The organism is Streptomyces amakusaensis (assembly GCF_039532665.1).
GTDB lineage: Bacteria > Actinomycetota > Actinomycetes > Streptomycetales > Streptomycetaceae > Streptomyces > Streptomyces amakusaensis.
Genome location: NZ_BAAASB010000013.1, coordinates 98,952 through 112,785 on the forward strand (window position 1 = coordinate 98,952; position 13,834 = coordinate 112,785).

The window sequence follows — 13,834 nt, forward strand, 5'->3', positions numbered from 1 at the left end:
CATGAGTCCAGGGAGAGGTCTCACGGCCTCGGCTCGGCGGTCGCGGTCGCGGTCGCCGCCTCGGCCTCGGGCTTCTCCGCCGTCTGCTCGGCCGGGCCGTCGGCCGGCGAGGCCGGGCCCGGGCCGAGGATTCCGACGAGGAGGGCGACGGCGGCGAGGACGACGGCGCCCCACAGGAGGGTGGAGATGCCGGCCGCTTCCACGACGGTGCCGCCGAGGAACGCGCCCAGGGCGATGGCGGCGGTGAAGACGCCGACGTAGAGGCCGGTCACCTGCTCGACGCGGGAGGGCGCGGCGTAGGTCATCCAGATCTGGCAGCCCACCGAGAGGCCGCCGTAGGTCAGGCCCCAGAGGGCGACGCTGACGCCGGTGAGGATGGGGACGGTGCTGAAGAGGGCGAGGAGGGCGATGGACGCGCCGATGCCGGTGGTCAGGCCGAGGATGGTGGAGCGGGAGCGCTTCATGGCGATCGCGCCGGTGGCGAAGTTGCCGATGAGACCGAAGAGGCCGTAGACGAGGAGGACGAGGGCGATGCCGCCCGGCGACAGCCCGGTGCGGTCCTCCAGGACGGGCCGTACATAGGTGTAGGCGGCGAAGTGCGAGGTCACGATGAAGACGATCAGCACCAGGCCGACGAGGACGGCGGGGATGCGCAGCAGGGACTGCTCGGCGGTGGCCTGGCCGTCCGCGCCGACGGGCGTCTCCGGGCGGGGCAGCCGGGGCAGGGTGAGCACCAGGCCGGCGGCGAGGACGACCGCGATGGCGGAGAGGATGCCGAAGGCGGAGCGCCAGCCCCAGGCGTTGCTGATGAAGGTGCCCAGGGGGACGCCGACGACCGAGGCGGCGGCGACGCCGCTGACGGTGGCGGAGACGGCCAGTCCGATGTTGCGGGGGGCGACGATCCGGGTGGCGACGGCGGCTGCCAGGCCCCACACCGCTCCCATGCCGAGACCGAGGATGATCCGGGAGACGACGAGCATGCCGAAGCCGTCCGCCAGCACGGTCAGGACGTTTCCGAGGGCCAGCACCAGCATCGACACGGCCAGCACGAGCCGCCGGTCGAGCCCGCCCAGGAAGCGCGGTACGGCGGGGGCGGTGACGGCGGTCACCAGTCCGGTGATGGAGAGGCTGAAGCCCGCCGTGCCGGGAGAGATGTCCAGGCCGTCGGCCATGGGGGTGAGGACCCCGACCGGGAGCATCTCTGATGTGACGACCACGAAAGTGCTCAGCGCCAGGACCACGACCGCGAACCACTGCCACGGTGTGGTGTGCGCGGGATCGGGGCCGGTGTTCTGAACGGGTGCATGCGAGACCATGACCCCAACCAAGCAGCGCGCCGGGGCGGGAACAACAGCGATCTGCTCAAGGTTCCATGAGCTGGAGTAATCGATGCGGGTGTGGGTGCGAGTGCGGGTGCACGATTCCCGGTACCGGTGAGGGCGAAGGGGAAGTGGCGATGAACCAGGTCCATATCCAGGAGATCGAGTGCCTGCTCGTCCTGGCCGAGGAGCTGCACTTCGGCCGGACGGCCCGCCGGCTGGGGTGCTCGCAGAGCCGCGTCAGCCAGCTCATCGCCGCTCTGGAACGCCGGGTCGGCGTCCGTCTGGTCGACCGCACCAGCCGGAGCGTGGGGCTCAGCCGGTTCGGCGCGCAGTTCGCCGACGAGGTGCGCCCGGCGTACGAGACGCTGAACACGGTGGTCGCGCAGGCCCGTGAGCGCGCCAGCAGCGGGACTCTGCGCCGGCTGAACATCGGCTTCCACGGGAGTGTGTACGAGGAGCTGACCGAGGCGTTCCGCCGGTTGCGCACCCATCACGACGTGACGATGGCGCTCAGCGAGATCCCCCTGGGCTCGCCCTTCTCGGCCGTGCTCGAAGGCCGGGTCGACGCCTCCCTGGCCGAACTGCCGGTCGAGGACGCCGCGTTGACCGTCGGATTCCGCTTCCCTCCGCAGGACCGGCTGCTCGCCGTCTCCTCCTCGCACCCGCTGGCCCGGGGCGGCCGGGCGGACGTCGAGGAGCTGGCGGGGCTGGACATGATCCACCCGGTCGGGGACGCCCCCGACTACTGGATGGCCGCCCGGGTGCCGCACCGCACCCCGCTGGGCGCGCCGATCCGTTCGACGGCGGGAATGACCACCGTGCAGGAGGGTCTCGCGCTCGTCGCCTCGGGCGAGCACGGCATGCTGGTCTGCCGGCCGCTGGCCGAACGCGCCCTGCGCAGCGACGTCCGCTATCTGCCGGTCGAAGGGCTCGATGAGCCTTCGCAGATGGGACTGATCTGGCGCACCGACCGCACCACGCCGCAGCTGCTCGCCCTTGCCCGGCTCCTTCAGGAGGAGTTCGCGCGCGTGAAGGTGCCCGAGCCAACACCCGCATGACGGGTGCCAGTTGGGTTCCGGCCGGGGCGGCCGAATCCAACTCATCTCACATGTCGAGAAGTTGAGGGGTAAGTTCTTGCGTTGCCACAACACCTACTGCGATCCTCGCTTCTATGATCACTCCGACCCGCACCGCCGACACGCTCCCCGGCGTGCAGTGTGCCCCGGTCATGTGCGTCTGTTGTCAGAACTGAACCCTTTGAGAACGGTCAGGTTCTGATCCCCCGCCGGTTCGTCGCATGCCGCAGCGCCGACGCCGGTAACAACGCCTCCGGAGTCACGATGGCGAACGCCGCCACCCCCACCCGCACCATTCTGGCGAGATACGGCCGTACATCGGGACGGCCCACCTGGCAATTCAGAGCCCCCGTCGGCGGGGAGTGTTAGGTACGCCGGACCAGCCATGGCCGCAGGCCGCGCGGAGCACGGCGCGATGACGCGCCGGTAAGCGCGCGTCCGCACGCCGCGCCGGGCACCTGCACCACCTTCACCTTCATCTCCAGCGGCTCGGCCGCCGGAGCTTCCACGCTCTTCCGCGGTTCCGCCGCGGCCGAGCGCCTTCCACAGCCATGCCCCTGAGTCCCTGACGGCTCCGCGCTGTCCGCCGTCGCCGCCGGACAGAGGGCTGTGCTGTCGACAAAGCGACCCGTGACGCCGTCACCCGTCTCTCTTTGCCGACCCCATGAACAACACCCGCATCGAATCCGATACGAGGGATCCGAGAAACGAGAGGGATTTGCCATGTGCGGAATAGTCGGGTGGGTCAATCTGACCGGACTCGGTCCTGACGCGCGGGCCATCGCGGAGAAAATGAACGACGAGCATGTCCGCCGGGGCCCGGACGGGTCCGGGACATGGCTCTCCCGATTCGCGGTGCTCGCGCACCGAAGGCTTTCGGTGATCGACGTCAAACACGGGGAGCAGCCCATGCTCCTCCCCGCGGAACCGGGCTCCGACACCCGTTTCGCGCTCACCTACAACGGTGAGCTGTACAACTACCGAGAGCTGAAAAGCGAGTTGACCTCGCGCGGCCACACGTTCCGGACGTCGAGCGACACCGAGGTGCTGCTCGCCGCCTGGGCCGAGTGGGGCGTGCGCGCCGTGGAGCATTTCAACGGGATATTCGCCTTCGCGGTCTGGGACAACCGGGAAGAGACTCTGTGGCTCGTCCGCGACCATCTCGGTGTGAAGCCGCTGCACTATTACCACGACGGCAGCGATCTGATCTTCGGTTCCGAGGCGAAATCGATTCTCGCGCATCCGGACGTCGTCACGGCGGTCGACGAGGACGGTCTGCGACAGCTCGCGCTGCCGTTGCTGAAATTCCCGGGAACCAATCCCTACAGCGGGATCTCGGAGGTGCTTCCGGGCCAGATCCTGGAATTCTCCCGGCGGGGCGTCCGGACGATCCAGTACTGGGACGTCAAGGACTTCATCGGCCGTCCGACCGAGTCGGAGAACCTCGGCGACGCGGTGGAGCAGCTGCGCTCGCTGCTGGACGACACGGTCGCCCGGCAGACGATCTCGGACGTGCCGCTGTGCACCTTCCTCTCCGGCGGTCTCGATTCCTCGGCCGTCACCGCGATCGCCAATCGGCTGCCGGGACGGGACGGAGTGAGTTCCTTCTCCGTGGACTTCTCGGACGCGGGCGACTCGGTCGACTCCCGGTCCGCGCAGGACCGCAAGTACGCCCGGGAAGCGGCCGATCACATCGGCTCGCGGCATTCCAACATCGTGCTGGACAGCTCACTCCTCGCCGGTGTCGACGTGCGTGACGCCACGATTCTCGCGCGGGACCTTCCCAATGGTTTCGGCGATCTCGACACCAGTCTTCTGCTGCTCTGCAAGGAAGTGCGGAAGCACGCCACCGTCGCGCTCTCCGGGGAGGCGGCCGACGAGATCCTCGGCGGCTACCGGTGGTTCCACGAGCCCGGGGCGGTGTGGGCGGACACCTTCCCGTGGATCGCCGACACCCCCGCCCACGGCTATCTCCATCAGCGCGTCCTGAGCACGATCGACCCCGAGCTGGCCCGGTCGCTGCGCCTTGACGAGTATCTGCGCGACGAGTACTCCAGCGCCATCGGCGGGCTCTCCTTCGACCGGGGGCTGAGCAAGGAGGAGCGGCGGCACCGGGAGATCATCTACCTCGCCATCAGCTACTTCCTGCCGATGCTGCTCGACCGGACCGACCGGCTGAGCATGGCCAACGGCCTTGAGGTGCGCGTCCCGTTCTGCGATCACCGGATCGTGGAGCACCTGGTGACGCTGTCGCAGCACATCCACAACGCCGGCGGCCGGGAGAAGGGCGTACTGCGCGACGCGGTGAAGGACCTGCTCCCGGTGGGCGTGCTGGAGCGGAAGAAGTCGCCGTACCCGACCACCCCGGACCCGGACTACTCGCGGCAGCTCGAAGAGCAGTTCGCGAACGTCGTCGCCGACCCGCCGGACGGGCTCTCGGACATCTTCGCCCCGCATGTGCTCTCCCCCGGCAAGGTCACCGACCTGGCGAGGTCGCACGGCCTCGTCAGCAATTTCGAGGGCGAGGTCGTCCTGAACTTCGCCTCGTGGTTCCGGCAGTACTCGCCGAAACTCGCCATCTGAATACCTCAACGTCCACTTCCTCTCATTCATCTGAATTCATCAGAACAATCCGGGAGAGCGACTTGTCCACGTCAGACAGCACAGCAGACATCCAGCGGCAGACCCGCGACCACCTCTGGCTCCACTTCACCAACCACGCCAAGCTCTCCGCCGGGGGCGAAGTCCCCGTCTTCACCCGAGCGGAAGGCTCGTACCTCTGGGACGACAAGGGACGCCGATATTTCGACGGCCTTTCCGGGCTGTTCGCCGTCAACGCCGGCCACGGCCGCCCCGAGCTGGCGGAAGCCGCCGCCAAGCAGATTCGCGAACTCGACTACTTCCCGATCTGGAGCAGCGTCCACCCGCGTGCGGCGGAGCTGGCCGAGGCCCTCGCGGAACGCGCTCCGGGCGATCTGAACCGCGTATTCCTCACCAACAGCGGCGGCGAGAGCGTCGAGACGGCCTGGAAACTGATCAAGCAGTATTTCAAGGCCATCGGACAGCCCAGCCGGCACAAGGTGATCAGCCGGACCATCTCGTACCACGGAACCAGCCACGGCGCGCTCTCCATCACCGGGCTGCCGGGGCTGCGCGCGCCCTTCGAGCCGCTCGTGCCGAGCGGGCACAAGGTGCCGCACACCGACATCTACCGCGCGCCGGAGCATCTGCGCGACGACGAAGTCGCCTTCGGCCGCTGGGCGGCGGACAGAATCGCCGAGGCGATCGAGTTCGAGGGCCCGGAGACGGTCGCCGCGATCTTCCTTGAGCCCGTACAGAACTCGGGTGCGGCGATCCCGCCGCCCAGGGGCTATTTCGAGCGGGTCCGTGAGATCGCCGACAAATACGGGGTGATCCTCGTGTCGGACGAGGTGATCACCGCCTTCGGACGTATCGGCGAATTCTTCGCGATCAATCGATACGGCATCACGCCCGACATCATCACCGGTGCCAAGGGACTCACGGGCGGAGTGATTCCGGCCGGTGCGGCGATCGTCAGCGACCGCCTCTTCGAGCCGTTCACCAAGAAGGAGAACACCTTCATGCACGGCCTCACCTTCGGAGGCCACCCGGTCGCCGCGGCGGTGGCCCTGGAGAACATCGCGATCTTCGAGCGCGAGAAGCTCAACGAGAACGTCCGCGCCAACGAGGATCTGTTCGGCTCCACCCTGGACAAGCTCCGGGATCTGCCGATCGTCGGCGACGTACGCGGGGCCGGGTACTTCTGGGGCGTCGTCCTCGTCAAGGACAAGGAGACCCGGGAGCCGTTCACCGCGCAGGAGCGCCGCCGTCTCCTGGACGAACTGCTCGGCCCCGCGCTGCGCGAGGCCGGACTCCACGTCCGGCTCGACGAGCGGGGAGACCCGGCGATCCTGCTGGCTCCCCCGGCCACCGTCGGCCGTGAGGAGTTCGAGTTCATCGAGCAGACGCTGCGCGGAGTCCTCTCCGAGGCCTGGGAGAGGTTCTAGAACGTGAGACGGCCCCCGCACCCGGATCGGCCCGGGACCACTTCCCCGAAGCTGTCGGCGGCACGCGCGTCGACCGTCGCGTACGTGCTGCGCCGCTGCGGGTACTTCGTGGTCGTGGTGTTCTCGGTATACACGCTTTCGTTCTTCCTGCTCTACGCGTTGCCGAGCGACCCGGTCGCCCTCATGCTCGAACGCCGCTCCGCGGGTGCGGGGGGCAGCACGTCCGAACAGGTCGAGGCGCTGCGCGCGCAGTACGGCCTCGACCAGCCGCTGCTGGTCCGATACGTCGAGACGCTCGGACAGCTCCTGAGCGGGGACCCCGGTACCTCCTTCCAGTCGGGCAGGCCGGTTCCGGAGATCATCGGGGCGGTGGCTCCGAACACCCTCGGACTCGCCGCGGGCGGGCTCGTCATCGCGATCCCGCTCTCCCTCGCCCTGGCGCTGGCGACCTCCTGGCGGCAGGGGAGCGCGCTCCACCGGATGCTGGTGAACGTACCGGCGCTGGTCGCCGCGGTCCCCGCCTTCTGGCTCGGGCTGCTGCTGTTGCAGCTGTTCTCCTTCACGCTGGGGTGGGCCCCGTCCGCCGGAGGCACCGGCCTGTCCGCGCTGGTACTGCCCTCCGTCGCGCTCGCCCTGCCGGTGTCCGCGTCGCTGACCGCAGTCCTCGTACGCGGTCTGGACGACGTCCAGCGGGCCGACTTCGTGGAGCTGCTGCGCGCCAGGGGGCTTCCCTGGCGGCGCGTCTACCTCGCCCATGTGGCACGGAACGCGCTGCTGCCCTTCGTGACGCTGGCGGGGCTGACCGTCGGCGGAGTGCTGGTCGGCACCGTGATCACGGAGACGGTGTTCGCGAGGGCCGGACTCGGCCGGCTGCTCGCCTCCTCGGTGGAGACGCAGGACGCGCCGGTGATCCTCGCGATCGCGGTGCTGGCGGCGGTGCTCTTCGCCGCGGTCAACCTCGCCGTCGACCTTCTCTATCCGGTCCTCGACCCGAGGACGCGTCACCGAGGCAGTGGAGCCCGCGCATGACCGTCACAACAGCACCACCCATCACTTCAAGGCCACGGGCCTCCTCCGTGCCCGTCCTCGCCCTGGCCTTCCTCGGTCTCGCCGGGGTCGCCGCACTGCTGCCGAAGGCCGTCGCGCCCCACGACCCCTTCGCGCAGGACGTCTCCCAGCGGCTGCGTCCGCCGTCCGCCGAGCATCTCTTCGGGACGGACGAACTCGGCCGCGACCTGCTCAGCCGGGTCGTCCACGGGACCCAGGCGAGCCTGTCGATCGCCCTGCTCGCGGTGGCGTTCGCGTTCGTCCTCAGCCTGGTCATCGGTCTGACGGCGGGCTACTTCGGGGGCGTCGTCGACCGGGTGCTGATGGCCGTCGTGGATGTGCTGCTGGCGCTGCCCTCGCTGCTGATCTCGCTGCTGATCGTCTCGGGGCTCGGCACCGGCGCGGTCAATCTCGCGATCGCCGTGGGCATCGCCTCCGTACCCGCCCTGGCCCGGGTCACCCGCGCCGAGGTGCTGAGCGTCAGCGCCCGGACCTTCGTGGAGGCCGCGAAGGGCTTCGGGCTCCCCGGGCGGCGCGTCCTGCTGCGCCATGTCCTGCCGCACGCCCGGGGCCCGATCACCGCGCTGGTCGCGCTGGAGCTGGCGACCATGGTGCTGTCCGTCTCCGCCCTCAGCTTCCTGGGGTACGGGACCCAGCCGCCGGACCCGGAGTGGGGCAACCTCATCGCCGGAGGCCGCGACTATTTCGCGACGGCCTGGTGGCTGACCACCCTGCCCGGCGCGGTGCTCGCGGGCGTCGTCCTCGCGCTGCACCGGGTGGGGCGCGGGCTCGGCGCTTCGGAAGCGGGGCCGGCATGAGCGCCGTCGAGAACACCCCGGGCACGCTGCTGCGGCTGGAAGGGCTCCGGGTCGCCTACCCGGGCGGGCCGGCGGCGGTCGACGGGCTCTCCCTCACCGTGCCGTCGGGCAGCTCGGTCGCCATCGTCGGCGAATCCGGCTCGGGGAAGTCCACCACCCTCCACGCGCTCCTCGGGCTGACCCCGCGCACCGCGCGCGTCGGCTTCGACCGGCTGGAGTTCGACAGCGGAAACGGGTCCGGGGGGCTGCGGCGGATCGAGGACCCGCGCGAACTGCGCGGGCGCTCCGTCGGACTCGTACCCCAGGACCCGATCCGGTCGCTGGATCCGCTGATGCGGATCGGGGCCCACTTCGCCGAGCTGCACCGGCACTTCCTGGGCCTCGCCGACCGGGCCGAGAGCCGCGTACGCACCATCGCCTCGCTCGAAGCCGTCGGCGTCGACCGGCCCGAGCTGCGGCTGAGGCAGTATCCGCACGAACTCTCCGGCGGACAGCGGCAGCGGATCCTCATCGCGCTCGCCCTCATCGGCGAACCCCGGCTGCTGCTGGCCGACGAGCCGACCTCCAACCTGGACGCCACCGTCCAGCGGCGGGTGCTGGACCTCTTCGACGAGGTGCGGACGGCACGCGGGCTCTCGGTGCTGCTGGTCACCCATGACATCGCGGTGGCGGGCGAACGCGCGGACCACCTCGTGGTGATGCGCGCCGGACGCGTCGTGGAGTCCGGGACGGCCGACGAGGTGCTGGGCGATCCGAAGGATCCGTACACCCGGCAGCTGCTGGCCTCCCAGCCGAGCGCGCTCCCGGCCCGGCCCGCCTTCCGGGCCGAGTCCCCGCCGAGGGTCGTGCTCGAGGCGCGCGGACTGACGAAGTCGTTCGCCGGGGGGAGGGGGCAGGAACGCGTCGACGCCGTACGGGAGGTGAGCCTCACCCTCCACCGGGGGCAGACGGTCGCGGTCGTCGGCGAGTCCGGGGCCGGGAAGTCCACGCTGCTGCGGCTGCTCACCGGGCTGGAGCGCGCGGACTCCGGGGCCGTCCTGCTGGACGGGGACGAGGTGCGCGGCAGCGGCAGCGGCAGCCGAGGCGGCCGGTTCGGCCGGAAGGCGCGCGCGGACTTCGCCCGGCGGGTGCAGCTCGTCTACCAGAACCCGGCGCGCAGCCTGAATCCCTCGCTCCCGGTCGGGCGGGTCATCGCGGAGCCGCTGGAGGCGCACCGCGTCGGCGGGGCGCGGTCGCGGGCCGAGCGGGTACGGGAGCTGCTGGAGCAGGTCGAACTCCCCCCCGACATCGCCGAACGGCGTCCGGGGCAGCTCTCCGGCGGGCAGGCGCAGCGGGTGGCGATCGCCCGCGCGCTCGCCCTCGAACCCGAGGTGGTCGTGCTGGACGAGCCGGTCTCGGCGCTGGACCAGGCCGTGCAGTTCGCCCTGCTGCGACTCCTCGACGAGTTGCAGCGGCGGCTGGGCATCGCCTATCTGCTCGTCTCCCACGACCTCGGTGTGGTGCGCGCCGTCGCCGACGAGGTGATCGTCATGCACCGGGGCCGGGTGGAGGAGCGCGGGGACACACGGTCCGTGTTCACGGCTCCGGCCAGTCCTCATACGCGGGCGCTGCTGGACGCGGTTCCGGCCCTCAGCTCCTCCTTCTCCTCTGCTTCTTCTGTTTCTTCTGCTTCTTCTGCTTCTTCTGCTTCTTCTCACGACAGGACGTCACAACCATGAGTCGCGCGACCCTGACGCGCTTGTTCGCCGCTTCCGGAGCCGCCGCGCTCCTGCTGACCGGCTGCACGAGCGGAGTCGACGCTTCCGCCGGCGCCGGCGCGGATACCACGCGTCTGCGTGTCGCGTACGGCTGGTATCCGACCTGCTTCGACTACGCGCAGTCCAATCCCTTCGCGCTCTTCGGCAGACAGGTGCTGGACACCCTGCTGAGCGAGGATCCGGAGACCGGCGAATTCGAACCGTATCTCGCCACGTCCTGGAAGAGCCTGGACGGCGGGCGCGCCTACGAGTTCACGATCCGCGACGGGGTGACCTTCAGCAACGGCGAGAAGCTGACCGCGCGGGTCGTCGCCGACAACTTTGAAACGCTGTGGAAGCTGGCCGAGCAGGGCGTCTCCCCGACGCCCGGCGCGTATCTCCGCAACTACGACCGTGCCGAGGCGCTCGACACGCGGACCGTGCGGGTGTCGTTCAAGAAGCCCAACGCCGGGTTCCTCCAGGCCAACAGCGAGGGCCAGTTCGGGATCATCGCCCCCGAGTCCCTCGCGAAGAGCCCGAAGGAGCGCTGCGCCGAGGGGACGATCGGCTCGGGGCCGTTCGTGCTGGACGAGGCGGTGCAGGACGAGCGGGTCGAGTACGTCAAGCGGGAGGGGTACGACTGGGCCCCCGACGCCTACGGCCGTGACGGCGCGGCCTCGCTGGAGCGGGTGACGATCCAGATCGTGCCCGAGGAGAGCCTCCGGGCCGCCGGCGTGGTGTCGGGCGAGTACGACCTCGCGTACTCGATGACCGAGACGGGCCTCGCCCAGGCCAAGGGGCAGAACGGGGTGAAGACCGTTCTCGCCTCGGACCGCAGCGTGGTGAACACCTTCGTCGTCAACACCGCCGATCCGGTGCTCGCCGACCCGGCGGTGCGGCAGGCGATCCAGCGCGGGATCAACCGTGAGGAACTCGTCAGCGCGTTCTACGGAAAGGGCGTCGAGCCCGCCACCGATGTGGTCTCCCCCGGCCACCCCTCGTACAAGGACCGGGGCGAGCTGCTCGGCCACGACCCCGAGCACAGCGCATCCGTCCTCGACCGGGCCGGCTGGGTGAAGGGCAAGGACGGGATCCGGGCCAAGGACGGCCGGCAGCTGCGGCTGTCGCTGGCCTTCTCCGCCGGTGACATCGGCTCGGCGGAGTCCGGCTGGGAGTATGTGAAGAACGGTCTCGCCGACATCGGCGTCGCGATCGATCTGAAGCGGGTCTCCGACGCGGAGCAGGCCGACCTCCGCAAGTCCGGGAAGTGGCAGCTCGCGGTCTACCAGGGCGCGAGCCGCGGCGACGCCGACGGGATCGCCGCCTTCTACTCCACCCGGCTCTCCACCTGGAGCGGGCAGGCGCCCCGGCCCAAGGCCGACGGGCCGCTCGCCGAGCAGGCCGCCACGGTCGACCCGGAGAAGCGGCGCTCACTGGTGGACCGGGCGGTGACGGAGATCGTCACCCAGGCGTACGGAATCCCGCTGTTCGACTCCGCGCAGGTGCTGCTGGCGCGCTCGGCGGTGCGGGATCTGACCTTCCCGGTCAACGCGTGGGAGCCGATCCTCTACCGCGTCACGAAGAAATGAAGCACTGATCTCACGAGGGCGGCGCACCGGCGGAGCCGCTGTGCGGTGCGCCCCTCCTGAAGACCGCTCCCCGCCCGCCTCACGCGTCCCCCCACGTGGGCGGCGGGCGGGGGGTGAACCACCTGAAAGGAAACAATGTCCACCTCGTCACCCACCTCGTCGCCCGACTCGTCGCCCGTCGCCGGCCGGCGGACCGGCGGTGCGCCGATCCTGCTGCTCAACGCGCAGTACCTGCCGACCAGCAAGGACTGGCGGACGGCGGACGGCCGTGCCGACTCCCCGTTCCATCTGGGCACCTTCGTACGGGAGGCCCAGCGGGCCGAGGCCGCCGGGTTCGACGCGCTGTTCCAGGCCGACTTCTCCGGTGTGAACCGGGCCGCGCTGCGCTCGGGTCCGCCGCTCCAGCTCTTCGAGTCGTTCCAGGCCGCCGCCGTGATCGCCGGGGCGACCTCGCGGATCAAGGTCATGCCGACCGTGTCGACGATGTACGCCCACCCCTCGGCGTTCGCCCGGAGCCTCGCCAGTCTGGACCGGCTCTCCGAGGGCCGGGCCTGGATCAATGTCGTCTCCTCCTTCCGGCCCGGCACCGCGATCGGCGTCAAGCGCGAGGTCTCGCGCTCGCAGCACCACGCCCAGGCCGAGGAGTTCCTCAAGGTCGCCAAGGAGCTGTGGGCGAGCTGGCCGCCCGAGGCGAACACCCCGGACCCGGTGACGGGCCACTACATCCGCGAGGGACTGATCAAGGACGTTCAGCACCAGGGCGAGTTCTACCGGCAGTCCGGGCCCATCGACATGGCCCCCTACTCGGCCGCGTTCCCGTTCACCCTCCAGGCCACGTCCTCACTGACCGGGGTGCGGCTGGCGGCCCGTACCGCCGACGGCGTCTTCGCCGGAACGCCCACCCTGGGCGCGGCGAAGGAACTGCGCCGCATCCTGCGCCGGGAGGCGGTGGCGGCGGGCCGGCCGGCGGACAGCGTGGCGCTGCTGCCGGGCAGCTACATCCATGTCGTCGGCACCCGCGAGGAGGCGGAGCTGCTGCTGAGCGCGGAGCGCGCGCGGACCCAGGTCTTCGGCGGGCAGCTCGCCGTCGAACAGCTGCGGGCACGGTATCCGGGGCTGCGGCTGGACGGGGTGGGCCCGGCCGACCGGATCCCCGCCGATCTGATCTCCGAGGACCCGGACAAGGTGTTCGAGGAGTTCGGATCGCGCTATCTGCCGCTGTGGGATCTCGCCCGGACGGAAGGCCGGAAGCCCGGACGGACCGTGGGCGAATTCGCGGCGGAGGTGATCTCGCTCAGTGAGCACGCGCGGTTCATCGGCACGGCCGAGCAGATAGGCGATGAGTTGCGCCGCTGGTACGACGAGGGCGGGGTGGACGGATTCCAGACCATTCTCGGGAATGAATTCGAGGCGCTCTGCGAACGCGTCATTCCCCGGTTCCTTGGCAAGAGCTGAATCACGCACGTTCAACGGAAAACGTTCAACGGAGCACGTTCAACGGAGCAGGAGAGGTATCACGCATGACCGAGATCCAGCAGGTGCCGGCCACCCCCGCCGAGCACGCGAACGTGGGCACGCTGACCGACTCCGCACGGCGTACCGCCCTGTGGAAACGACGCCTCTTCGAAGCGGAGGCGGGGCTGACCCGATTCCTGGTCGAGGCCCGGGCGGGCGTGCACATGCAGGAACTCCTGAAGGTCAAGCACGACATCTTCGAATCGCTCCCGGAAGGCGAGGAGGAGCAGGAGTGGAAGGCGGCGTTCTTCCGGGGGCAGGCCCTGATGGAGAAGTTCGTCGTCGGCCACTTCGGCCTCGGCGACCTCGCGGCCTGGGCGATGTCCAACAGCACGATCTACGCGGCCGTCGACCCGGGCCCCAAGCACGACGCCGTCATCCCGCTGGAGCGGCTGAACGCTCAGGCCGATCTCTACGACTCCGACACCGAGTGGGTCGAGCACGACGCGGATCGCGCGGTTCTCCGTATACGGCACTGCGCGATCTGGGACTACCGGGAACTCGCCCGAAAGCGGGGCGTCACGATCACCCTCCGGTCGCCGTGCGAATACTGCGTGCCCGCGACGACCGGAATGATCACCAATAAGGGGCTCAGCGCCACGCACGAACTCACCGAGGACCAGAGCGGAAAGGGATGCGTCTGGACCACGTCTCGCAGCGTCTCCCGGCCCGCCGAGGGCCACTGACCGCGCCGTTCTTTTCG

Annotated in this window: 10 protein-coding genes; 9 read left to right on the top strand and 1 reads right to left on the bottom strand. The window is 70.0% G+C overall.

What is annotated here, in order from left to right; all coding sequences use genetic code 11:
• Positions 1 to 20: 20 nt before the first annotated feature.
• Positions 21 to 1,316, bottom strand: a complete 1,296-nt coding sequence (locus tag ABD371_RS23230; protein ID WP_344479789.1) for an MFS transporter — start codon at positions 1,314 to 1,316, stop codon at positions 21 to 23.
• A 140-nt stretch (positions 1,317 to 1,456) separates the two neighbouring features.
• Here ABD371_RS23230 and ABD371_RS23235 point away from each other — a divergent pair, with 140 nt between their 5' ends.
• From ABD371_RS23235 to ABD371_RS23275, 9 genes are all read left to right on the top strand, one after another.
• Positions 1,457 to 2,380 (top strand): LysR family transcriptional regulator, encoded by a 924-nt coding sequence (locus tag ABD371_RS23235; RefSeq protein ID WP_344479790.1) that lies wholly within the window; start codon positions 1,457 to 1,459, stop codon positions 2,378 to 2,380.
• 741 nt (positions 2,381 to 3,121) lie between these two features.
• The gene (asnB, locus tag ABD371_RS23240; RefSeq protein ID WP_344479791.1) at positions 3,122 to 4,981 is read left to right on the top strand and encodes an asparagine synthase (glutamine-hydrolyzing); all 1,860 of its coding nucleotides are present in this window, start codon (positions 3,122 to 3,124) and stop codon (positions 4,979 to 4,981) included.
• 62 nt (positions 4,982 to 5,043) lie between these two features.
• The gene (locus ABD371_RS23245) at positions 5,044 to 6,426 is read left to right on the top strand and encodes an aspartate aminotransferase family protein (RefSeq protein ID WP_344479792.1); all 1,383 of its coding nucleotides are present in this window, start codon (positions 5,044 to 5,046) and stop codon (positions 6,424 to 6,426) included.
• A gap of 3 nt (positions 6,427 to 6,429) precedes the next feature.
• Positions 6,430 to 7,455 carry an ABC transporter permease gene (locus tag ABD371_RS23250; RefSeq protein WP_344479793.1) on the top strand — a complete coding sequence of 342 codons (1,026 nt, stop codon included), beginning with the start codon at positions 6,430 to 6,432 and terminating at the stop codon, positions 7,453 to 7,455.
• Entirely contained in the window at positions 7,452 to 8,291 is an 840-nt protein-coding gene (locus tag ABD371_RS23255; protein ID WP_344479795.1) for an ABC transporter permease, read from the top strand. Before ABD371_RS23250 ends, ABD371_RS23255 begins: the two co-directional genes overlap by 4 nt.
• Positions 8,288 to 10,009: an ABC transporter ATP-binding protein gene (locus tag ABD371_RS23260; RefSeq protein WP_344479797.1), complete on the top strand. Its 1,722-nt coding sequence runs from the start codon at positions 8,288 to 8,290 to the stop codon at positions 10,007 to 10,009. Before ABD371_RS23255 ends, ABD371_RS23260 begins: the two co-directional genes overlap by 4 nt.
• Positions 10,006 to 11,616, top strand: coding sequence for an ABC transporter substrate-binding protein (locus tag ABD371_RS23265; RefSeq protein ID WP_344479798.1), 1,611 nt, complete (start codon positions 10,006 to 10,008; stop codon positions 11,614 to 11,616). Before ABD371_RS23260 ends, ABD371_RS23265 begins: the two co-directional genes overlap by 4 nt.
• 135 nt (positions 11,617 to 11,751) lie before the next feature.
• The gene (locus tag ABD371_RS23270; protein ID WP_344479800.1) at positions 11,752 to 13,071 is read left to right on the top strand and encodes an LLM class flavin-dependent oxidoreductase; all 1,320 of its coding nucleotides are present in this window, start codon (positions 11,752 to 11,754) and stop codon (positions 13,069 to 13,071) included.
• Between the two features lie 65 nt (positions 13,072 to 13,136).
• Positions 13,137 to 13,817: a hypothetical protein gene (locus ABD371_RS23275; RefSeq protein ID WP_344479801.1), complete on the top strand. Its 681-nt coding sequence runs from the start codon at positions 13,137 to 13,139 to the stop codon at positions 13,815 to 13,817.
• Positions 13,818 to 13,834: the final 17 nt, after the last annotated feature.

Coding starts and splice junctions, on each gene's coding strand:
- ABD371_RS23230 (WP_344479789.1), bottom strand. CDS start 1,316: ATGGTCTCGCATGCACCCGTTCAGAACACCGGCCCCGATCCCGCGCAC.
- ABD371_RS23255 (WP_344479795.1), top strand. CDS start 7,452: ATGACCGTCACAACAGCACCACCCATCACTTCAAGGCCACGGGCCTCC.
- ABD371_RS23260 (WP_344479797.1), top strand. CDS start 8,288: ATGAGCGCCGTCGAGAACACCCCGGGCACGCTGCTGCGGCTGGAAGGG.
- ABD371_RS23275 (WP_344479801.1), top strand. CDS start 13,137: ATGACCGAGATCCAGCAGGTGCCGGCCACCCCCGCCGAGCACGCGAAC.
- ABD371_RS23235 (WP_344479790.1), top strand. CDS start 1,457: ATGAACCAGGTCCATATCCAGGAGATCGAGTGCCTGCTCGTCCTGGCC.
- ABD371_RS23270 (WP_344479800.1), top strand. CDS start 11,752: ATGTCCACCTCGTCACCCACCTCGTCGCCCGACTCGTCGCCCGTCGCC.
- ABD371_RS23265 (WP_344479798.1), top strand. CDS start 10,006: ATGAGTCGCGCGACCCTGACGCGCTTGTTCGCCGCTTCCGGAGCCGCC.
- asnB (WP_344479791.1), top strand. CDS start 3,122: ATGTGCGGAATAGTCGGGTGGGTCAATCTGACCGGACTCGGTCCTGAC.